The sequence below is a fragment of the Streptomyces sp. NBC_00448 genome (assembly GCF_036014115.1).
Classification (GTDB): Bacteria; Actinomycetota; Actinomycetes; order Streptomycetales; family Streptomycetaceae; genus Actinacidiphila.
This window is the reverse complement of record NZ_CP107913.1, coordinates 549,470-573,521: the sequence shown is the minus strand read 5'-3', so window position 1 is coordinate 573,521 and position 24,052 is coordinate 549,470. Positions and strand designations below refer to the sequence as shown.

General features: G+C 73.5%; 1 protein-coding gene. It reads left to right on the top strand.

Features of this window, described 5'->3' with window-relative positions:
- Nucleotides 1-76 precede the first annotated feature (76 nt).
- The gene (locus tag OG370_RS02605) at nucleotides 77-24,052 is read left to right on the top strand and encodes a non-ribosomal peptide synthase/polyketide synthase (protein ID WP_328460126.1); all 23,976 of its coding nucleotides are present in this window, start codon (nucleotides 77-79) and stop codon (nucleotides 24,050-24,052) included.

Sequence of the window (24,052 nt, the reverse complement as noted above, 5' to 3'; positions counted from 1 at the left end):
TCGCGTGACGCCACCGCGACCGGCGCGGCCCGGCACGCCTGCGCGCATGCCCGCCCACACTTCTGGAGGTACCCCCATGTCCCGTCGCGACCAAGACGCCCTTCCCCTGACCGCGGCGCAGCGGGAGATCTGGCTCGCCGAACAGAGCTCCCGGACGCCGATCCCGGGCTACCGCGTCGGCGAGTGCCTGGAGATCCACGGGCCGGTCGATCCGGAGCTGTTCGACGCCGCGCTGCGCGGGGTGGTCGACGAGGTCGACGCCCTGCACGTGACCTTCGTCGACGACGGTGACGGCCCGCACCAGATCCTGCGCGCCACCTGGGACTGGACGCCCACCCACCTCGACCTCGGTGCGGAGCCGGACCCGCGGGCGGCGGCCATGGAATGGATGGAGCGCGACCTGGCCCGTCCGCTGGACCTCGCCCGGGATCCGCTGTTCGGCCATGCCCTGATCCGGCTGTCGCCGACCGAGTTCCTCTGGTACCTGAACTACCACCACCTGGTGCTGGACGCGATCAGCAGCTCCATGGTCCGGCAGCGGGTCGGCGAGGTCTACTCGGCACTTGCCGAGGGCGCCGCCGTGCCGCCCTGCCCGTTCGGCTCGCTGCGGGACCTGGTGGAAAGCGACACCGCCTACCGCTCGTCCGCCGACTTCACCGCCGACCGCTCCTACTGGACTGGGCGGTTCGCCGATCTGCCCGCCCCGACCCGGCTCACCGGCACCTCCGCGACGGACCCGCACCAGGCCCTGCGCCTGGCCGGGGAGCGGGAACTGCGCCGCCCCGAGGCGCTGCGGGCGGCGGCGGCCCGGGCCGGTGTCCGCTGGTCCCGGATGGTGGTCGCGGCGACCGCGCTCTACGCCCACCGTCTCAGCGGCGCCCAGGACGTGGTGCTCGCCCTCCCCGTCACCGCCCGTCGGGGCTCCGACCGCGACCTGTTGTCCGTGCCCGGCACCATGTCCAACGTGGTCCCCCTGCGGCTGACCGTGCGACCGGACATGCCGTGGGGTGAACTCGTCGCCCAGGCGGCGCGGGAGGTCGACTCGGCCGTCGCGCACGAGCGCTACCGCAGCGAGGACCTGCTGCGCGACCTCGGCGCGCCCGGCAGCATCGGCACGGCGTTCCCGCTGATCGTCAACATCATGGCCTTCAACGCCAGGCCGAGCTTTGCCGGGCACCCCGCGTCAGTTCACCACTTCGTGTCGGGATCGACCACCGACCTGGCCGTCTGGGTCTTCGACTACCGCGACGGAAATCCCCCGCTGCTCAGGCTGCACGGCGCGCCGCAGGCGTACGGCGACGACGACCTCGCCGCGCACCAGCAACGGCTGCTCGCCCTGCTCGACGCCGTCGCGGACTGTGACCCGGACGAGGCGGTCGGCAGGATCGATCTGCTCACCGCGGGGGAGCACGGTGCGCTGGCGGCGCTGGGGACCGGGCCGGCGGCGCGGGTTCCGGCCGTGAGCCTGCCGGAGATGTTCCGCGAGCGCGTCACGGCGGCTGCGGACCTGGTCGCGTTGGTGTGCGGTGATGTGTCGTTGACGTACGCGGAGTTGGATGCGCGGGCGAACCGGTTGGCGCACGCGTTGATCGCGCGGGGTGCGGGGCCGGAGCGGTTGGTGGCGGTGGCGCTGCCGAGGTCGGCCGAGTTGGTGGTGGCGATCCTGGCGGTGTTGAAGTCGGGGGCGGCGTACGTGCCGGTGGACCCGGAGTATCCGGCGGCCCGGGTGGCGTATCTGCTGGAGGATGCCCGGCCGGTTGTGGTGGTGACCGACGCGGGTACCAGGGGGCGGCTGCCGGAGGGCGGGGCCGATCGGCTGGTGCTCGACGATCCTGCGACGGCTGCTTGGGTGGCGGGTTGTCCGGCGGTCGACCCGCGGGTGGCCGTCGATCCTCGCCACCCGGTGTACGTGATCCACACCTCCGGTTCCACCGGCAGGCCCAAGGGCGTGGTGGCCACCCACGGCGGCCTGCTCAACCTGCTCACCGACCAGCGGCTGGTGCGGTTCGCACCGCTGCTGGAGGACCGGCAGCGGCTGCGGGTGGCGCTGACCACCTCGGTGTCGTTCGACGCCTCCTGGAACCAGCTCCTCGCCCTCTTCGCGGGTCACGAGCTGCACGTCCTGGACCACGCGACCTGGACCGACCCGGAAGCCCTGGTCGACTACGCGGCGCGCCGAGGGCTGGACTATGTGGAGGCCACTCCTTCCTATCTTCAAGTCCTCCTTGCCCACGGGCTGTTGGACGATCCGCTGCGCCGTCCCGCACTGGTCGCGGCGGGCGGGGAGGCCGTTCCCGAGCAGTTGTGGGAGTGGCTGCGGGCCGCCGGCGGGGGCTCCTGCCTCAACTTCTACGGACCCTCCGAATGCACCGTCAACTCGGTGGCCGCGGCCGTGGCCGCGAGTCCGCGCCCGGTGATCGGCCGACCCGTCACCAACGCCCGGCTGTACGTGCTCGATGCCGCGTTGCGGTTGGTGCCCGCGGGTGTGGCGGGTGAGCTGTACATCTCGGGTGCGGGGTTGGCGCGGGGGTATCTGCGGCGGCCGGGTCTGACCGCGGGGCGGTTCGTGGCGGACCCGTTCGGTCCGGACGGGTCGCGGATGTACCGCACGGGCGACCTGGTGCGGTGGAACCCGGAGGGGAACCTGGAGTTCCTGGGCCGTACCGACGACCAGGTCAAGGTGCGCGGGTTCCGGATCGAACCCGGCGAGATCGAGGCGGCGCTCGCCGAACACCCGCACGTCGCGCGGGCCGTCGTCACGGTACGCACGGACGAGGAAGCCCGGTTGGTCGCCTACGTCCTCCCCGCCGCGGGGCAGACCGTCCGAGCGGAGGCGCTGCGGGCCCGGCTGCGGGAGCGGCTGCCCGCGTACATGGTGCCGTCGGCGTTCGTGGTGCTGGACGAGCTGCCCCTGACCCCGAACGGCAAGCTCGACCGGCGCGCTCTCCCGGCGCCCGGACAGCAGCCCGTCGCATCGGGCCGCGCACCGCGCACCGCGGTCGAGCACCTGCTCTGCGGGTTGTTCGCCGAGGTGCTGGGGGTCGCCGAGGCCGGGCCGGACGACAGCTTCTTCGACCTCGGCGGGCACTCCCTGCTCGCCACCCGGCTGGTCGCCCGGGCCCGGTCCGTGCTCGGTGTGGAGCTGAGGCTGCGCGACCTGTTCGACGCGCCGACGGTGGCGGAACTGGCGGCCGCGGTGGACGTCGCGGGCCGGGCGCGCCCGGCGCTGGGGCGGCGCGAGCGGCCGGGGACGGTCCCGCTGTCCTTCGCGCAGCGGAGGCTGTGGTTCCTGCACCGGCTGGAGGGGCCGAGCGCCACCTACAACATCCCGCTGACCCTGCGGCTGTCCGGAAGCCTGGACCAGTGTGCCCTGGAAGCCGCACTGGCCGACGTGGTCGAGCGGCACGAGAGCCTGCGCACCGTGTTCCCGGTGGTCGACGGCGTGCCGAACCAACGGGTGCTCGACCTCGACGCCGCACGGCCGCGGCTGCGGGTGACCGAGGTCGGCGAGCACGACCTGCCGGACCGGCTGGCGGAGGCCGCGCGGTACGGCTTCGAGCTCTCCGAGGAGCCGCCGCTGCGTGCCGAACTGTTCCGGCTCGGCACGGACGAGCACGTGCTGCTGCTGGTGGTGCACCACATCGCCGGCGACGGCTGGTCGACCGGACCTCTCGCGCGGCACCTGACGACCGCCTACGCTGCCCGGAGCGAGGGTGCGACGCCGCAGTGGGAGGAACTGCCAGTCCAGTACGCCGACTACGCTCTCTGGCAGCAGGAGCTGCTGGGCGACGGCGCCGACCCGGACAGCCTGCTCAACGACCAACTCGCCTACTGGCGCGAACAGTTGGCGGACCTGCCCGAGCAGGTCGAGCTGCCCTTCGACCGACCCCGGCCGGCGGCGATGTCCTACCAGGGCGCCCACCTGCCGATGCGGATCGACGCCGAGCTGCACCGGGGCCTGCGCGAGCTCGCCCGTGACGACGGAGCCAGCCTCTTCATGGCGCTCCAGGCCGGCCTGGCCGCTCTGCTGGGCAAGCTCGGAGCCGGCACCGACGTTCCGATCGGTACCCCGGTCGCGGGACGCACCGACGAGGCACTGGACGACCTGGTCGGCTTCTTCGTCAACACCCTGGTGCTGCGCACCGACCTGTCCGGCGACCCGTCGTTCACCGAACTGCTGGGCCGGGTGCGCTCCGACGCGCTGGCCGGGTACGCGCACCAGGACGTGCCGTTCGAGCACCTCGTGGAGGCGCTGAACCCGACCCGGACACTGGCGCACCACCCGCTGTTCCAGACCATGCTCACGCTGCAGAACGCGCCGTCCGGCACCTTCGACCTGCCGCGGCTGCGGGTGGCGACCGACCTGGTCCCCACCGGGACGGCCAAATGCGACCTGACCTTCGTCCTGGCCGAACAGCCCGGCGAGGACGGGCTGTCGGGCGTGGTGGAGTACAGCACCGACCTGTTCGACGCGGCCACCGTCAGCGGGATCGTCGAGCGGTGGCTGCGGCTGCTGCGCGCCGTCGTCGCCGCCCCCGGCCGACGGATCGGACAGGTGGACGTGCTGTCCGCCGACGAGCTCCGGGCGCTGCTGCCGGCCGGCACCGACCAGGGCGATGAGCGGCCGGAGTCCGGCCTGCCCGCGCTGTTCGAGCGGCAGGTCCGGGCGAACCCGGCCGCGATCGCCCTCACGGACGGCGAAGCCACGCTCACGTACGGCCGGTTGAACGCCCGCGCCAACCAGCTCGCGCATGCCCTGGCCGACCGGGGGGTGGGGCCGGAGCAGTTGGTGGCCCTGGCCCTGCCGCGCTCGGCGGAGTTGGTCGTCGCGGTGCTCGCGGTGCTCAAGGCCGGCGCCGCGTACGTACCGGTCGACCCCCAGTACCCGGCCGCCCGGATCGCCTACCTGCTCCAGGACACCCGACCTGCGCTGCTCGTGACGACCAGCCGGATCGGAGAGCTTCCGGGGGCGGACCACGTGGACCGGCTGCTGCTGGACGCCGCGGACCTGGACGGGCTGCCGGACACGGACCTCGGGGTCCCCGTCGACCCGAGCCACGCCGCCTACGTCATCCACACCTCCGGTTCCACCGGCAACCCCAAGGGCGTGGTGGTCCCGCACCGCAACGTGGTGCGCCTGTTCGGCACTACCCGGGAGCTGTTCGACTTCTCCGCCGAGGACGTGTGGACCCTCTTCCACTCCTACGCCTTCGACTTCTCGGTGTGGGAGCTGTGGGGCCCGCTGCTGCACGGCGGCCGCCTGGTGGTCGTGGACCACGAGACCAGCCGCTCGCCCGGCCGGTTCCTGGAACTGCTCGCCCGCGAGCGGGTGACGGTGCTCAACCAGACACCGTCCGCCTTCTACCAGCTGATGGAAGCGGACGCGGAGGCTCCGGAGACCGGCAGCCGGCTCGCCCTGCGAACAGTAGTGTTCGGCGGAGAGGCGTTGGAACACGCCCGACTGGAGGGCTGGTACCGCAGGCACCCGGAGGACGCGCCGCGGCTGGTCAACATGTACGGCATCACCGAGACCACGGTGCACGTCACGTACGCGGCGCTCGACCGGTCCGGCACCACCGCCGGCCAGGTCGGTGCGGCCCTCCCGGACCTGCGCGCGTACGTGCTCGACAGCGGCCTGCGGCCGGTCGCCCCGGGCGTGCCGGGTGAGCTGTACGTCGCGGGAGCGGGGCTGGCGCGCGGCTACCTCAACCGGCCCGGCCTGACCGCCGGCCGGTTCGTGGCGGACCCGTTCGGAGCGCCGGGGTCGCGCATGTACCGCAGCGGCGACGTGGTGCGCCGCGCGGCTGACGGCAGCCTGCGCTACGTCGGCAGGGCGGACCAGCAGGTCAAGGTGCGCGGCTTCCGGATCGAGCTCGGCGAGGTCGAGGCGGCGCTGGCCGGGTACCCCGGCATCGCCCAGGTCGCCGTCCTGGCCCGGCAGGACCGCGCCGACGACACCCGGCTGACCGCGTACCTGGTGCCGGCCGCGGGCGCCGCACCGAGGTCCGCGGACCTGCGGGAGTACCTGCGCGAGCGGTTGCCGGAGTACATGGTGCCGTCGGCGTTCGTCGTGCTGGACGCGCTGCCGCTGACCGTCAACGGCAAGCTGGACCACCGGGCCCTGCCTGCCCCCGACCTCGCCCCGGCGGCCACATCCCGCGCGCCGCGCACCTCGCAGGAGCAGATCCTCTGCGAGCTGTTCGCGGAGGTCCTGGGGGTGGCGTCGGCCGGCGTCGAGGACGGGTTCTTCGACCTGGGCGGGCATTCGCTGCTGGCCACCCGGCTGGCCGCCCGCATCCGCGCGACGCTCGGCGTGGAAATGCCGCTGCGCACCCTGTTCGAGGCGCCGACACCGGAGGGTCTGGCCGCCGCCCTGGTGGCGGCCGGGCCGGCGCAGGTCGCCCTGGCCCGGCGCGAGCGCCCCGCGGTGGTCCCGCTGTCGTTCGCGCAGCGGCGGCTGTGGTTCCTGCACCAGTTGGAGGGAGCCGGCGCGAACTACCACATCTCCCTGGCCTGGCGGCTGTCCGGGGACCTGGACCGACCGGCCCTGGCGTCCGCCGTCGCGGACGTGGTGGCCCGGCACGAGAGCCTGCGCACCGTCTTCCCGGCGGTGGACGGCGTGCCGTACCAGCGGGTGCTGGACATCGAGGCAGCCCGCCCGCGACTGCCTGTGCACCGGACCACCGAGGCCGGGCTGCCGGCCGCCATGGCGGAAGCGAAGGACCGCCTGTTCGACCTGGCGGTCGACGTGCCGCTGCGGGGCGAGCTGTTCGAACTGGCGCCGGACGAGCACGTCTTCCAGGTGGTGCTCCACCACATCGCGGGTGACGGCTGGTCGCTGGGCCCGCTCGCGCGGGACCTGACCGCCGCCTACGCGGCGCGCCGCCGCGGCGAGGAGCCGCAGTGGGAGGAACTGCCGGTCCAGTACGCCGACTACACCCTGTGGCAGCACGAACTGCTCGGCGACTCAGCCGATCCGGACAGCTTGTTCGCCGGCCAGGCGGAGTACTGGACGAGGGCGCTGGCCGGTCTGCCGGAACGGGTCCAGCTGCCCACCACCCGGCCCCGTCCGCCGGTCGCCTCGCACCGTGGCGGTTCCGTGCGCGCCGGGCTGGACGCCGAGCTGCACCGCGGTCTGCGCGAGCTCGCCCGCGCGCACGGGACCAGTCTGTTCATGGTGCTCCAGGCAGGGCTGGCGGCGTTGCTGAGCAAGCTCGGCGCGGGAGACGACATCCCGGTCGGCAGCCCGGTCGCCGGTCGGACCGACCAGGCGCAGGACGAGCTGGTCGGCTACTTCGTCAACACCCTGGTGTTCCGTACCGACACCTCGGGCGATCCGACGTTCGCCGAGCTGCTGGACCGGGTCCGGGACACCGCGCTGGCCGGGTACGCCCACCAGGACCTTCCGTTCGAGTACCTGGTCGAGGTCCTGAATCCGTCCCGGTCGCTGGCGCACCACCCGCTGTTCCAGGTCATGCTGGTGCTGCAGAACGCACCCCGGGCCGACTTCGCGCCGGCCGGGCTGCGGGTCGGCGAGATGCCGCCCACGTCGACCACCGCCAAGCTCGACCTGATCTTCACCATGTCCGAGCGGTACGCGGAGGACGGCTCTCCGGAGGGGATCGACGGGGCCGTCGAGTACGCCCTCGACCTGTACGATCCGGCCGCCGTCGAGGCGGTGATCGGGCGGTGGGAGCGGTTGCTCCGCGCCGCGGTCGCCGACCCGGGGCAGCGGCCCAGCCGGATCGACCTGCTCACCGACGAGGAGCACCGCCGGCTTGACGCCCTCGGCAGCGGGCCGGCGGCGCGGGTTCCGGCCGGAAGCCTGCCGGAGTTGTTCCGGGACCACGTGCGCAGGGTTCCCGACGCCCTCGCGGTGGTGGGTCCGGAAGCGTCGCTGACGTACGCGGAGTTGGATGCGCGGGCGAACCGGTTGGCGCACGCGTTGATCGCGCGGGGTGCGGGGCCGGAGCGGTTGGTGGCGGTGGCGCTGCCGAGGTCGGCCGAGTTGGTGGTGGCGATCCTGGCGGTGTTGAAGTCGGGGGCGGCGTACGTGCCGGTGGACCCGGGGTATCCGGCGGCCCGGGTCGCCTATCTGCTGGACGACGCGTGTCCGGTGCTGGTGGTGACCGATGTGCGCAGCGGGGGGCGGCTGCCGGAGGGCGGAGCCGACCGGCTGGTGCTCGACGATCCTGCGACGGCTGCTTCGGTGGAGGCTTGTCCGGCGGTCGACCCGCGGGTGGCCGTCGATCCTCGCCACCCGGTGTACGTGATCCACACCTCCGGTTCCACCGGCAGGCCCAAGGGTGTCGTGGCCACGCACGGCGGCCTGGCCAACCTGTTCGCCAACCAGTGTGCGCTGGTCTTCCGGACAGGGGAGCGGATGCGGGTCGGGTTGACCACGTCCGTGTCGTTCGACGCCTCCTGCGACCAGTTCCTCGCCCTCTTCGCGGGGCACGAGCTGCACGTCCTGGACGAGGCGACCTGGTCCGACCCGGACGCTTACCTCGAGTACGCCGTACGCGCGGGACTGGACACCGTCGGCGGCACTCCCTCCTACCTTCAGGTCCTCGTCGACCGCGGCCTGCTGGACGACCCGCGATGGCGCCCCTCGGTCATCGGATTGGGCGGGGAGGCCGTTCCGGAGCAGTTGTGGGAGCGGCTGCGAGCGGCCGACGGGGTGACGTCCCTGAACTTCTACGGCCCCACCGAGTGCACGGTGGACTCGGTCTTCGCACCGCTGGAGTCGAGCCCGCGGCAAGTGATCGGCCGACCGCTCGGCGGTGCCCGGCTGTACGTGCTCGATGCCGCGTTGCGGTTGGTGCCCGCGGGTGTGGCGGGTGAGCTGTACATCTCGGGTGCGGGGTTGGCGCGGGGGTATCTGCGGCGGCCGGGTCTGACCGCGGGGCGGTTCGTGGCGGACCCGTTCGGTCCGGACGGGTCGCGGATGTACCGCACGGGCGACCTGGTGCGGTGGAACCCGGAGGGGAACCTGGAGTTCCTGGGCCGTACCGACGACCAGGTCAAGGTGCGCGGGTTCCGGATCGAACTCGGTGAGATCGAGGCGGCGCTCGCCGAACACCCGCACGTCGCGCGGGCCGCCGTGATCGTCCGGCAGGATCGGCCGCAGGACCCCCGTCTGGTCGCCTACCTGCAGCCCGCCACCGGGGCGGAGCCCCGGACGGAGGACCTGCGGGCGCACCTGCGCGAGCGGCTGCCGGACTACATGGTGCCGACCGCGTTCGTCTCCCTCGACACCCTGCCGCTGAACACCAGCGGCAAACTGGACCGGCGCGCCCTGCCCGAGCCCGAGTCCACCGCGTCGCGGGCCGGCCGGGCACCGCACACTCCTCAGGAACAGGTGCTGGCGGGGCTGTTCGCCGAGGTGCTGGGCCTGCCGCGGGTCGGTGTCGACGAGGACTTCTTCGACCTCGGCGGGCACTCGCTGCTCGCCACCCGGCTGGTCTCACGGGTCCGGGCGACCCTCGGGGTCGAACTGGAGCTGCGTGCCCTGTTCCGCACCCCGACGGTGGCCGGGCTGGCCGCCGGGCTGGGCGGCGCCGACCGGGCCAGGCTCGCCCTGGGGCGGGCGGAGCGGCCCGGGACGGTCCCGCTGTCGTCCGCGCAGCGGCGGCTGTGGTTCCTGCGCCAGTTGGAGGGCGCCGAATCGGTCTACAACATGCCGCTCGCGTGGCGGCTCTCGGGACCGCTGGACCCGGCGGCCCTGGAAGCCGCGCTGGGCGACCTCGTCGACCGGCACGAAACCCTGCGGACGGTCTTCCCGGCCGTTGACGGCGTGCCCCACCAGCAGGTGCTGGCCGCCGGTCAGGCGCGCCCGGGGCTGTCGGTCACCCCGGCCGACGAGACGTCCCTGCCGCGACTGCTGACGTCGGCCGCGGCGCGCGGATTCGATCTGGCGGCCGAACCGCCGCTGCGCGCCGAGGTGTTCGAGGTCTCGGCGGACGAGCACGTGCTGCTCCTGGTGATGCACCACATCGCCGGTGACGGTTGGTCGCTGGGCCCGCTGGCCGCTGACCTGGCCACCGCTTACGCGGCGCGCCACCGGGGCGAGGAGCCGCAGTGGGCGCCCCTGCCGGTGCAGTACGCCGACTACACGCTGTGGCAGCGCGAGCTGCTCGGTGACGCCGCCGACCCGCGGAGCCGGTTCGCCGAGCAACTCGACTACTGGAAGCGGCAGCTGTCCGACCTGCCGGAGCAGATCCGGCTCCCCGCCGACCGCCACCGCCCCGCGACCCCCTCCCACTCCGGCGGCCACCTGGCGATCGAACTGGACGCCGAACTGCACGCCGGGCTCGTCCGGCTGGGCCGCGAGCACGGCGCCAGCGTGTACATGGTGCTGCAAGCCGCCCTGGCATCGCTGCTGGACAAGCTGGGTGCGGGAGACGACATCCCGGTCGGCAGCCTGATCGCCGGCCGGACCGACCAGGCGCTGGACGACCTGGTCGGGTTCTTCGTCAACACCCTGGTGCTCCGCACCGACACCAGTGGCGACCCGTCCTTCGCCGAACTGCTGGTCCGGGTCCGGGAGGGCGCCCTCGGCGCGTACGCGCACCAGGACCTGCCCTTCGAGCACGTCGTCGAGGCCCTCAACCCGTCCCGGTCGCCGGCCCATCAGCCGCTGTTCCAGGTGCTGCTCGCGCTGCAGAACGTGCCCCGCACCGAGTTCGCGCTGAGCGGTCTGGCCGCCGAGGTCGTCCTGGTGCGGACACCGACGGCCATGTTCGACCTGGGCTTCCACCTGCTGGAGCGCGGCGGCACGGGCGGTCCGGCCGAGGGCATCGTCGGACGGGTCGAGTACAGCACCGACCTGTTCGATGCCGCCACGGTGGAGGCGCTGGTCGCCCGGTGGCTGCGGCTGCTGGCGGCGGTGGTCGCCGATCCGGAGCGTCCGCTGAGCCGGATCGACGTCCTCACCGCCGAGGAGCGGCACGAGCTGCTGGTCGTTCGCAACGACACCGCCCGCCCGGTCCCTGACGCCACCCTGCCCGCGCTGTTCGAGGCGCGGGTCCGGGCGACCCCCGAGGCCCCGGCGGTGCTGTTCGAGGACATCGCGCTGACCTACCGCGAGCTGAACCGCCGGGCCAATCGCCTGGCCCACGCGCTCATCGCCCGCGGCGTGGGCCCGGAGCAGATCGTCGCCCTGCGGCTGCCGCGCTCGGCCGAGCTGGTGGTCGCCGTGCTCGCGGTGCTCAAGACGGGCGCGGCGTACCTGCCCGTCGACCCGGACTACCCGGCCGCGCGCATCGCGCACATGCTTCAGGACGCCCGCCCGGCCGTGGTGCTCGACGACCTCGCTGCCGTCACACCGGCCGGGGAACTGCCGGAGCACGATCCGGCCGTTCCCGTGGACACCCGGCACCCCGCCTACGCCATCTACACCTCCGGTTCCACCGGCCGGCCCAAGGCCGTGGTGATGCCCGCCGCCGGGCTGCTGAACCTGCTGGCGTGGCACCACCGGACCGTCGGTGGCGAACCCGGCACGCGCACCGCGCAGTTCACCGCGATCAGCTTCGACGTCTCGGTGCAGGAGATGCTGTCCGCGCTGCTGTACGGCAAGACCCTGGTGGTGCCGACCGAGGAACAGCGCCGCAGCGCCGAACTGTTCGCCCACTGGCTCGACCGCCACCGGGTCGAGGAGCTGTTCGCGCCGAACCTGGTGGTCGAGGCGCTGGCCGAAGCCGCCGAGGAGGCCGGGCTCGACCTGCCGCACCTGCGGCTGGTCGCGCAGGCCGGAGAGGCCATGAGGCTGGGCGCTGCCGTGCGCCGCTTCCAGGCCGGCCGGCCGGGGCGGGTGCTGCACAACCACTACGGGCCGGCCGAAACCCATGTGATCACCGCCTACGCGCTTCCGGCCGACCCCGCCGACTGCCCGCTGCCGGTGCCGATCGGCCGTCCGATCGCGAACTGCCGGGCGTACGTGCTGGATTCGGCACTGCGACCGGTGGCCCCCGGCGTGCTGGGCGAGCTGTACCTGGCCGGAGAGGGTCTGGCCCGCGGTTACCTGAACCGGCCCGGGCTGAGCGCCGGGCGCTTCGTCGCCGACCCGTACGGCCTCGCCGGCACGCGGATGTACCGCACCGGCGACCTGGTGCGCTGGCGCGACGATGGTGAGCTGGAGTTCGCCGGCCGCAGCGACCACCAGGTCAAGGTCCGAGGATTCCGGATCGAGCCGGGCGAGGTCGAGGCCGAGCTGACCGCGCACCCGGGCGTCGCCCAGGTCGCGGTGCTCGCCCGGGAGGACCGGATCGTCGCGTACGTCGTCCCCTCGGACGGGGCCGGGGCGACCGCCGCGACGCTCGCGGCGTACCTGCGCGATCGGGTGCCGGAGTACATGGTGCCGTCCGCGTTCGTGCTGCTGGACGCGCTGCCGTTGACGCCGAACGGGAAGCTGGACCGGGCGGCGCTGCCCGCGCCGGAGCCGGGTACGACCGTCGCCGGCCGGGCGCCGCGCACGCCGCAGGAGCAGATCCTCTGCGAGCTGTTCGCCGAGGTGCTGGGCCTCGCCCGGGCCGGTGTCGACGAGGATTTCTTCGAGCTGGGCGGGCACTCGCTGCTCGCCACCCGGCTGGTCTCACGGGTCCGGGCGACCCTCGGGGTCGAACTGGAGCTGCGCGCCCTGTTCCGCACACCGACGCCTGCCGGACTGGCGGCCGCGCTGCATCACGCCGGCACCGCGCGGCAGGCCCTGGTGCCACGGCCCCGCCGTGAACCGATGCCGCTGTCGTTCGCCCAGCGCCGGCTCTGGTTCCTCCAGCAGTTCGGGGCGCCGAGCGCCACCTACCACTTGCCGCTGGCGCTGCGGCTGTCCGGCGACCTCGACCGGGACGCACTGAGCGCCGCGCTCGTGGACATGGTGGCCCGACACGAGACCCTGCGCACGGTCTTCCCGCACACCGCCGGAATCCCGCACCAGCGGGTGCTGGACACCGCCGAGGCCGCCGTTCCGCTGCGCGTGCGCCCGGTCGGCGAGGCGGAGCTGCCCGCCCTGCTGCGCGAGGCGGCGGTGCGCGGCTTCGACCTGACCTCGGAAGTACCGCTGCGGGCGGAGCTGTTCGCGGTCGCGCCGGACGAGCACGTGCTGCTGCTGGTCATGCACCACATCGTCGGGGACGGCTGGTCCATGGGCCCGCTGGCTCGTGACCTGGCCGCCGCGTACACCACCCGGCAGGGCGGCGGGGCACCCGCGTGGCCACCGCTCCCGGTGACATACGGCGACTACACCCTGTGGCAGCACGAGATCCTGGGTGACGAGCGGGACGCCGACAGCGTGTTCGGCCGCCAGGTCGCCTACTGGACGCGGGCGCTGGCCGGGTTGCCCGAGCAGCTGCGACTGCCCGCCGACCGGCCGCGCCCGGCCGCCATGTCGTACCGCGGCGACGTGCTGGAACTCCGGCTCGACCGGGAACTGCACGTGGCTCTGGTGGAGTTGGCGCGGAGTACCGGGACAAGTCTGTTCATGGTGCTGCAGGCGGCGTTGGCGGCTTTGTACACGCGGTTGGGTGCGGGTACGGACATCGCGATCGGGAGTCCGATCGCGGGGCGTACGGACGAGGCGCTGGACGATCTGGTGGGGTTCTTCGTCAATACTCTGGTGTTGCGCACGGACACGAGTGGTGATCCGGGTTTCGCCGAGTTGCTGGGCCGGGTACGGGAGACGGCCCTGTCGGCGTACGCGCACCAGGACGTGCCGTTCGAGCACCTGGTGGAGGCGCTGAACCCGTCCCGCTCGCTGTCCCACCACCCGCTGTTCCAGACCGGTCTGGTCGTGCAGAACGCGCCCGGTGGCGACTTCGAACTGCCGGGACTCCAGGTCTCCGGGGTCGCCGTGCTCACCGGGACCGCGCGGCTCGACCTGACCTTCGGGTTCGCGGAGGAGTACGGGCCCGACGGCGCGCCGGCCGGAATCGGCGGTGCGGTCGAGTACAGCACCGACCTGTTCGACCGCTCGACGGTCGAGGCCCTGGCCGCCCGGTGGACCAGGCTGCTGACCGCGGTCGCCGCCGCACCCGACCGGCCGATCGGCGGGATCGACCTGCTGTCCGCCGAGGAACGCGGCGAGCTGCTGCCCGCCGTCGGGGACGGAGCGGCCGGGGCGAGCCTGCCCGAGCTGTTCGCGGCGCGGGTGGCGGGGGTGCCGGACGCGGTGGCGCTCGTCTGTGGTGGGACGGAGTTGACGTATCGTCAGCTCGATGTGCGGGCGAACCGTTTCGCGCATGCGCTGATCGCTCGGGGTGTGGGTCCGGAGCAGGTGGTGGCGGTGGCTCTGCCGCGGTCGGTGGAGTCGGTGGTGGCGGTTCTGGGTGTGCTGAAGGCCGGAGCCGCGTACTTGCCGGTGGACCCGTCGTATCCGCGGTCGCGGATCGCGTTCATGGTGGAGGACGCGCGTCCGGCGGTGGTGGTCGACGACGTCGCCATGGTGGTGGAGTCCTCCGGTCTGCCGGAGACCGATCCGCAGGTCGTGCTCGATGTCCGGCACCCGGCCTACGTGATCTACACCTCGGGCTCGACCGGCCGCCCCAAGGGCGTCGTCGTGAGCCACGCCGGCGTGTCGGGCCTGGTCGCCGAGCAGGCCGACCGGCTCGGCGTGGCGCCGGGCAGCCGGGTGCTCCAGTTCGCCTCGCCCAGCTTCGACGCGTCCTTCTGGGACCTCTGCGGCGCGCTGCTCACCGGCGCCGCCCTCGTCCTGGCCCCCGCCGAGGCCCCGCTGGAGGCCCTGACAGACCGCCGGCTCTCCGTCACCCACGTGACGCTGCCGCCCTCGGCCCTGGCCGCGCTGGACGGCGCCGAACTCACGGCGACCACCCTGGTGGTGGCGGGTGAGGCGTGCCCGCCGGAGCTGGTGGAGCGATGGGCGCCCGGGCGCCGGATGATCAACGCGTACGGCCCGACCGAGACCACGGTGTGCGCGACCATGAGCGACCCGCTCTCGCCGGGGTCCGGCGTGCCGCCGATCGGGCGACCGGTCGCGGGCTTCCGGGCGTACGTCCTGGACGAGCGGCTGTGCGTCGTACCGCCGGGCGTGGAAGGGGAGTTGTACGTCGCTGGGCCGGGTCTGGCCCGCGGTTACCTGAACCGGCCCGGGCTGAGCGCCGGGCGCTTCGTCGCCGACCCGTACGGCCTCGCCGGCACGCGGATGTACCGCACCGGCGACCTGGTGCGGAGGCGCGCCGACGGGGAGCTGGAGTACGTCGGCCGAGCCGACCAGCAGGTGAAGGTCCGCGGCTTCCGCGTCGAACTCGGCGAGGTCGAGGCGGCCCTGGCCGAGCACCCCGCCGTCGCGCAGGCCGCCGTCGCGGCCAGGGACGACCGGCTCGTCGGCTATGTGGCGACCCGCCCCGACCAGGCCGTCCGTCCCGCGCAACTGGCGGCGCACCTGCGCGAGCGACTGCCGGACTACCTGGTGCCGGCCGTCTTCATGGTGCTGGACGCGCTGCCGTTGACGCCGAACGGGAAGCTGGACCGGGCGGCGCTGCCCGCCCCCGAAGCCGTTCCCGCGGGCAGCGGTCGGGCGCCGCGCACGCCGCAGGAGCAGATCCTCGCCGAGCTGTTCGCCGAGGTGCTCGACGTGCCGCGGGTCTCGGTCGACGACGACTTCTTCGGCCTGGGAGGCCACTCCCTGCTCGCCACCCGGCTGGCCGCCAGGGTGCGCTCGGTGCTCGGCGTGGAGGTCGGCCTGCGCGCACTCTTCCAAGCGCCCACCGTGGCCGGCCTGGCCGAGGCGCTGGCCGAAGCCGGCCGCGCCCGTCCGGCGCTGACCGCGTACGAGCGGCCCCAGGCGGTTCCGCTGTCGTTCGCCCAGCGCCGGCTCTGGTTCCTGCACAGCATGGACGCCGCCGCCGCGACCTACCACATCCCGCTGGCGCTGCGGCTGTCCGGCGACCTCGACCGGACCGCGCTGGACCAGGCGCTGGCCGACGTGGTGGACCGGCACGAGAGCCTGCGGACGGTGTTCCCGGAGATCGCCGGCGTTCCCTGCCAGCGCGTGCTGGACCCGGCCGCGGTCCGCCTCCGGGCCCGGCCGACCGAGGTGACGCGGGACGAACTGCCGCAGCGGCTGGCCGGAACCGCCCGGCAGCCGTTCGACCTGGCGACGGAACCGCCGCTGCGGGCCGAGCTGTTCGCGGTCGCGCCGGACGAGCACGTGCTGCTGCTGGTCATGCACCACATCGCCGCTGACGGCTGGTCCACCGGCCCGCTGGCCCGCGACCTGGCCGAGGCGTACGCGGCCCGCTGCGAGGGCCGGACGGCGAACAGGCCGGCCCTGCCGGTGCAGTACGCCGACTACACCCTGTGGCAGCGCGAGCTGCTCGGTGACGCCGCCGACCCGCGGAGCCGGTTCGCCGAGCAGCTCGACTACTGGAAGCGCCAGTTGTCCGACCTGCCGGAGCTGCTCCAGCTGCCCGCCGACCGGCCCCGCCCGGCTGTCGCCGGCCGGCACGGGGACCATGTCGGCCTGGAGCTCGACCGGGAACTGCACGTGGCTCTGGTGGAGTTGGCGCGGAGTACCGGGACGAGTCTGTTCATGGTGCTGCAGGCGGCGTTGGCGGCTTTGTACACGCGGTTGGGTGCGGGTACGGACATCGCGATCGGGAGTCCGATCGCGGGGCGTACGGACGAGGCGCTGGACGATCTGGTGGGGTTCTTCGTCAATACTCTGGTGTTGCGCACGGACACGAGTGGTGATCCGGGTTTCGCCGAGTTGCTGGGCCGGGTACGGGAGACGGCCCTGTCGGCGTACGCGCACCAGGACGTGCCGTTCGAGCACCTGGTGGAGGCGCTGAACCCGTCCCGCTCGCTGTCCCACCACCCGCTGTTCCAGACCATCCTTGCTGTGCAGAACGCGCCGATGGGACGGTTCTCGCTGCCGGGCCTCGATGTCGCCACCTACGCGGTCGCGACCGGAACCGCCAAGTTCGACCTCGGCGTGAGCATGGCCGAACAGTTCGGTCCGGACGGGAGCCCGGCCGGAATCGCCGGAACGGTCGAGTACGCCACGGACCTGTTCGACCGCTCGACGATCGCCGCCCTGGTCCGGCGCTGGACGCTCCTGCTGAAGGCCGTCACCGCCGACCCGGAGCGGCCGATCGGCGGGATCGACATCCTCGACGCCGACGAGAGGCACCGGCTGCTGGAGCGGGACAACGCGACCACCACGGACGTGGGCGCCGTCCCGGTGCCGCAGGCCTTCGCGGCGCGGGTGGCGGCGGTGCCGGACGCGGTGGCGCTCGTCTGTGGTGGGACGGAGTTGACGTATCGTCAGCTCGATGTGCGGGCGAACCGTTTCGCGCATGCGCTGATCGCTCGGGGTGTGGGTCCGGAGCAGGTGGTGGCGGTGGCTCTGCCGCGGTCGGTGGAGTCGGTGGTGGCGGTTCTGGGTGTGCTGAAGGCCGGAGCTGCGTACCTGCCGGTGGACCCGTCGTATCCGCGGTCGCGGATCGCGTTCATGGTGGAGGATGCCCGTCCGGCGGTGGTGGTCGACGACGTCGCCATGGTGGTGGAGTCCTCCGGTCTGCCGGACACCGATCCGCGGGTCGTGCTCGATGTCCGGCACCCGGCCTACGTGATCTACACCTCGGGCTCGACCGGCCGCCCCAAGGGCGTCGTCGTGAGCCACGCCGGCGTGGCGAGCCTGGTCGCCGGACAGATCGAGCGCTTCGCGGTCGAACCCGACAGCAGGGTGCTCCAGTTCGCCTCGCCCAGCTTCGACGCCTCGGTGTCGGAGATCTGCACCGCCCTGCTGCGCGGCGCCACGCTGGTGCTGCCCCCCGCGGCCGATCCGCTCGCCGCGCTGACCGACCCGCGCCTCGACATCACCCACGTGACGGTCCCCCCGTCCGTACTCGCCGCCCTGCCGGACGGCGCGGTGACCGTGTCGACGCTGGTGGTGGCGGGTGAGGCGTGCCCGCCGGAGCTGGTGGAGCGCTGGGCGCCCGGGCGCCGGATGATCAACGCGTACGGCCCGACCGAGACCACGGTGTGCGCGACCATGAGCGACCCGCTCTCGCCGGGGTCCGGCGTGCCGCCGATCGGGCGACCGATCGCCAACACCCGGGTGTACGTCCTGGACGACCGGTTGCAGCCGGTGCCGCAGGGCGTGACGGGGGAACTGTACGTCGCGGGCGCGGGCCTGGCCCGCGGCTACCTGAACCGGCCGGACCTGACCGCGAGCAGGTTCGTCGCCTGTCCGTTCGGGTCCGATGGGCCCCTCCTGCCCGATAGCGGGCAGGGAGGGAGGATGTACCGCACCGGCGACCTGGTACGACGGCTGGGCGACGGTCAACTGCAGTACGTCGGCCGAGCCGACCAGCAGGTGAAGGTCCGCGGCTTCCGCGTCGAGCCCGGCGAGGTCGAGGCGGCCCTGGCCGAGCACCCCGCCGTCGCCCAGGCCGCCGTCCTCGCCCAGGACCACCGGCTCGTCGGCTACGTCGTCCCGCGCCAGGACACGCCCCGGGACAGCGGGCTGGAAGCGGACCACGTGGAGGAGTGGCAGGACATCTACGACGCCCTGCCCATCGCCCCCGGCGAAGCGGCCTTCGGAGACAACTTCGTCGGCTGGAACAGCAGTTACGACGCCAGCCCGATTCCCGTGGAGCAGATGCGGGAGTGGCGGGACGCCACCGTGGCCCGCATCCTGGCCCTGCGTCCGCGCCGGGTACTGGAGGTCGGCGTCGGCGCCGGCCTGCTGCTCTCGCAGATCGCACCCCAGTGCGACAGCTACTGGGCGACCGACTTCTCCGCCACCGCGATCGACGCCCTGGCCGCCCAGGTGGCGGGGGAGGAGCGGCTGGCCGGACGCGTGGTGCTGCAGACCCGTCCGGCGCACGACACCGACGGACTGCCGACCGGGGAGTTCGACACCATCGTGATCAACTCGGTGGTGCAGTACTTCCCTTCCGCCGACTACCTCGCGGACGTGATCGCGAAGCTGATGCGCCTGCTCGCCCCTGGCGGCGCACTCTTCATCGGCGACGTCCGCAACCTGCGGCTGCTGCGCCCGCTGGCCACTGCCGTCCAACTGCACCGGGTCGGCGACGGCGCCGACGGCGCGGCCGTGCGCCGCGCGGTGGAGCAGGCCGTCAGGGTGGAGAAGGAACTCCTCGTCGATCCGGACTTCTTCACCGTCCTGCGCGAGCACGGCACGGACATCGGCGCGGTGACCGTGGAGGTCAAGCGGGGCCACCACCACAACGAACTGACCCGCTACCGCTACGAGGTGACGCTGCACAAACCGCCGGTCGCCCCGCAGCCCCCGAGCCGGTCCGTCGAGCTGGCGTGGGGGCGGCAGGTCACCGGGCCGGCCGGTCTGCGCGAGCTGCTCGCCCAGCCGCCCGCCGAGGTGGTGCGGATCACCGGGGTCCCGAACCGGCGCGTGGTACGGGAGGCAGCCCTGGCCCGCGCGGTGCAGGACGGGAACGAGCCGCTCGCGCAATTGCTGGAGCGGTTGCACGCCCCGGAAGAGAGCGACCTCCCCGACCCGGAGGACTTCCACGCCCTCGGGCGGGAGTTCGGCCGCGTGGTGGCCGTCACCTGGTCGGCCACCGCGGACGACGCGGTGGACGTGGTCCTCGCCGACCCGCGGACGCTCCACGGCTCCCCGGTCGAGCCGTACCGGTCGGCCGGGGCCACCGGCCGGGCGTTGTCCTCGCTGACCAACCGCCCCATCGGCGGCCGCGGCACCGGAGCCCTCCTCGGCGAACTCCGCGACTGGCTGCGCGGGCGGCTGCCCGACTACCTGGTCCCGTCGGCGTTCGTGGCACTGGACATGCTGCCGCTGACCGCCAGCGGCAAGCTCGACCGCCGCGCACTGCCCGCCCCCGACCTCGGCCGGGCCGCAGGCGGGCGGGCTCCGCGCACCCCGCAGGAGCAACTCCTCGCCGAGCTGTTCGCCGAGGTGCTCGGGCTGGCGCAGGTCGGGGTCGAGGACAGCTTCTTCGACCTCGGCGGTCACTCGCTGCTGGCGACGCGCCTGGCCTCCCGGGTCCGGGCGACCCTCGGCGCGGAACTGGAGGTCCGCACCCTGTTCGAAACCCCGACGGTGGCGGGACTGGCGGCCCGCCTGGACGGTTCCGGAAGGGCGCGGCCCGCGCTGATCGCCCGGCTGCGCCCGGAGCACGTGGAGCTGTCCTTCGCCCAGCGCCGCCTGTGGTTCCTGCACCGGATGGACGGTCCGAGCGCCACCTACAACATGCCGCTCGCGCTGAGCCTGACCGGCGACCTCGACCGGTCGGCCCTGCACGCCGCACTCGCGGACGTGGTCGCCCGGCACGAGAGCCTGCGGACGGTCTTCCGCGAGACGGGCGGCGTCCCGTACCAGGTCGTGCTGGACACCGCGCAGGCGCAACCGGCGCTGCCGGTGGTCGAGCTCGACGAGAGCCGGCTGGCCGGGCAGCTCGCGGACGCGGCCCGGCGCGGCTTCGACCTGGCCGAGCAGCCGCCGATCCGGGCCGAGCTGTTCGCGCTCGCCCCCGACCGGCACGTGCTGCTGGTCGTGGTGCACCACATCGCCGCCGACGGCTGGTCGATGGGACCGCTGTCCGCCGACCTCGCCGCGGCCTACGCGGCGCGCTGCCGGGGCGAGCAGCCGCAGTGGTCCCCGCTGCCGGTGCAGTACGCCGACTACGCCGGCTGGCAGCGCGACCTGCTCGGCGACGCCGCCGACCCGGACAGCCTCTTCGCCCGGCAACTGGCCTACTGGAAGGAGGAGCTGGCGGGCATCCCGCAGCAGGTCCAGCTGCCCGCCGACCGGCCCCGTCCGGCGGTCGCCTCCCAGCGCGGCGAGCGGGTCGTGGTCCGGCTGGACCCCGAACTGCACCAGGCGCTGCGGGAGCTGGCCACCGCACGCGGCGCCAGCATGTTCATGGTGCTGCAGGCCGGACTCGCCGCGCTGCTCACCCGGCTCGGCGCCGGTACGGACATCCCGATCGGCAGCCCCATCGCCGGCCGAACCGACCAGGCGCTCGACGACCTCGTCGGCTTCTTCGTCAACACCCTGGTGCTGCGCACCGACACCGGCGGCGATCCCGGCTTCGCCGAACTGCTCGGCCGGGTCCGGCACAAGGCACTGGCCGCCTACGACCACCAGGACGTGCCGTTCGAGTACCTGGTCGAGATCGCCAACCCGGTGCGCTCACTGGCCCACCACCCGCTCTTCCAGATCATGCTGGCCCTGCAGAACGCCCCGCTCGGCGAGTTCGCGCTGCCGGGGCTGGAGACCGGCCACCTGGAGGCGCCCACCGGGACCGCGCGGGTCGACCTGACGTTCAGCCTCGCCGAGCAGTTCCGCCCGGACGGCAGCGCCGGCGGTCTGGTCGGCGCGGTGGAGTACGCCACCGACCTCTTCGACGCGCCCACCGTGGAACTGCTCTTCGAGCGCTGGGCCCGCCTGCTGCGCGCGGCGGCCGCCGACCCGGACCGGCCGATCGGTCTGATCGACCTCATGTCGGACGCGGAACGCCACCGGCTGCTGCACGGGTTCAACGACACGGCCGCGGAGCTGCCGTCGGCCTCGGTGCCGGAGCTGTTCGGCCGCCAGGTGCGGGCCACCCCGGACGCGGTCGCGGTCGTGGCGGGCGGCACCGAACTGACCTACGCGGAACTCGACCTGCGGGCCGACCGCCTGGCGACGGCGCTGATCCGCCAGGGCGTACGGCCGGAGACGCCGGTCGCGGTCATGATGGACCGCTCGGCCGAGCTGGTCGTGGCGATCCTGGCGGTCATCAAGGCGGGCGGCGCCTACCTGCCGCTGGACTCGCGCTTCCCCTCCTCCCGGATCGACCTGATCATGCGGGAGAGCGGAGCCGCCCTGGTGCTCACCCCGGAGGTGCTCGCCGCACTGGCGCAGTCCGCGGCCGACGACCCGTCCGACGTCGAAGTCCGCTGCGAGCCGCAGCAGTTGGCGTACATCATGTACACCTCCGGCTCGACCGGACGGCCGAAGGGCGTGGCCGTCACCCACCGGGACGTGGTGGGTCTCGCGCTGACCCCCGAGTGGCGCGGCGGCGGACACGAGCGGGTGCTGATGCACTCCCCGACGGCCTTCGACCTCTCGACCTACGAGCTGTGGGTGCCGCTGCTCAACGGCGGCCGGGTCGTGGTCGCACCGCCCGAGCAACTCGACCTCGACCTCCTGCAGCACACGATCACCACCCACGGGGTGACCGGACTGTGGCTGACCGCCGGACTGTTCCGGCTGGTCGCCGAGGAGCGACCGGACCTGCTCGCCGGGGTACGCGAGGTGTGGACCGGCGGCGACGTGGTCTCCCCGGCCGCCGCCGCACGGGTGCTCGCGGCGTGCCCCGGCATCGAGGTGGTCAACGGCTACGGGCCCACCGAGGCCACCACCCTGGCCGCCTGCCATCCGGTGCACGGGCTCCCCGAGAACGCCTCGAGCGTGCCGATCGGCGCGCCGATGGCGAACATGCGCGCCTACGTGCTCGACGACCGGCTGCGGCCGGTGCCGACGGGCATGGTCGGCGAGCTGTACCTCGCGGGGACGGGCGTGGCGCGCGGCTACTTCGGCCGACCCGGCCTGACGGCGGAGCGCTTCACCGCCGACCCGTACGGGCCGGCCGGGAGCCGGATGTACCGCACCGGCGACCTTGCCTGGTGGCTCCCCGACGGGACGCTGGAGTTCGCCGGACGCGTCGACCACCAGGTCAAGCTGCGCGGTCTGCGGATCGAGCCCGGAGAGATCGAGGCGGTCCTGGCCGGCTGCCCGGGCGTCGCCCAGGCGGCCGTGGTCGCCCGTGAGGACCGGCCGGGGGACAAACGGCTGGTCGCCTACCTGGTGCCCGCGCCCGAGGGCGCACCCGAGACGGCCGAGCTGGCCGGCCGGCTGCGGCGCGAACTGCCCGACTACATGGTGCCGGCGGCGTTCGTCACCGTGGACGCGCTGCCGCTGACCGCCAACGGCAAGCTCGACCGGGCCGCCCTGCCGGCCCCCGACTACGGGGCACGGGACGCCGGACGCGGCCCCCGGACGCCGCAGGAACAGCTGCTGTGCGGCCTGTTCGCCGAGGTCCTGGGCCGGGAGCAGGTGAGCATCGACGACGGCTTCTTCGACCTGGGCGGGCACTCGCTGCTGGCCGCCCGGCTGGCCTCCCGGGTCCGCGAGACCCTCGGGCTGGAGCTGGGGCTGCGCATGCTGTTCGAGGCGCCGACCGTGGCCGGGCTCACCGAGCGCCTGGCCATGAACGATCCGGCCGACGCGCTGGACGTCCTGCTGCCACTGCGTTCGACCGGGACGGCCACACCGCTGTTCTGCGTCCACCCCGGCGGCGGGATCAGCTGGTCGTACAGCGGGCTGCTGAACCACCTCGGCCCGCAGCACCCGGTCTACGCTCTCCAGGCGCGCGGCCTCGGCCGGCCCGAACCGCTGCCGAGGTCCTACGAGGAGATGGCGGCCGACTACGCCGACCAGGTCCAGAAGATCCAGCCGGAGGGCCCGTACCTGCTGCTCGGCTGGTCCGCCGGCGGGCTGATTGCCCACGCGCTGTCCTGCGAACTGCAGGCGCGCGGCGAGCGGACCGCGCTGCTGGCGATCCTCGACGCCTACCCGGTGAAGGACGTGCGGTTCGAGGACGAGCCGGTGCCCAGCGTGCGGGACGTCCTCGTCGGTGTGCTCGACGTGGACCCGGACGAACTGGGCGACCGGGAGATCACCTACGCCGAGGTCGCCGAGGTACTGAACCGGCGGGGCAGCGCGCTGGCCGGCCTGAACGAGCGGCAGGTCGAGGTGATCGTCCAGATCATGATCAACAACGCGAAGCTGGCGGTCGACTTCGTCCCCGGCCGGTACGACGGAGACCTGCTGCTGTTCAACTCCACCATCGACCGGGGCGACGACGACGCCGGGCCCGAGGTCTGGCGCCCGTACATCGCGGGCCGGATCGAATCGCACGAGATCACCACCCGGCACGACCAGATGACCAAAGCGGGCTCGCTGGCCCAGATCGGCCCGATCCTGGCCGCCAGGATCGCCGACACCACCGGTGACGCCCGTGACACCACCCTTTCCCACCAGGAGGACTGA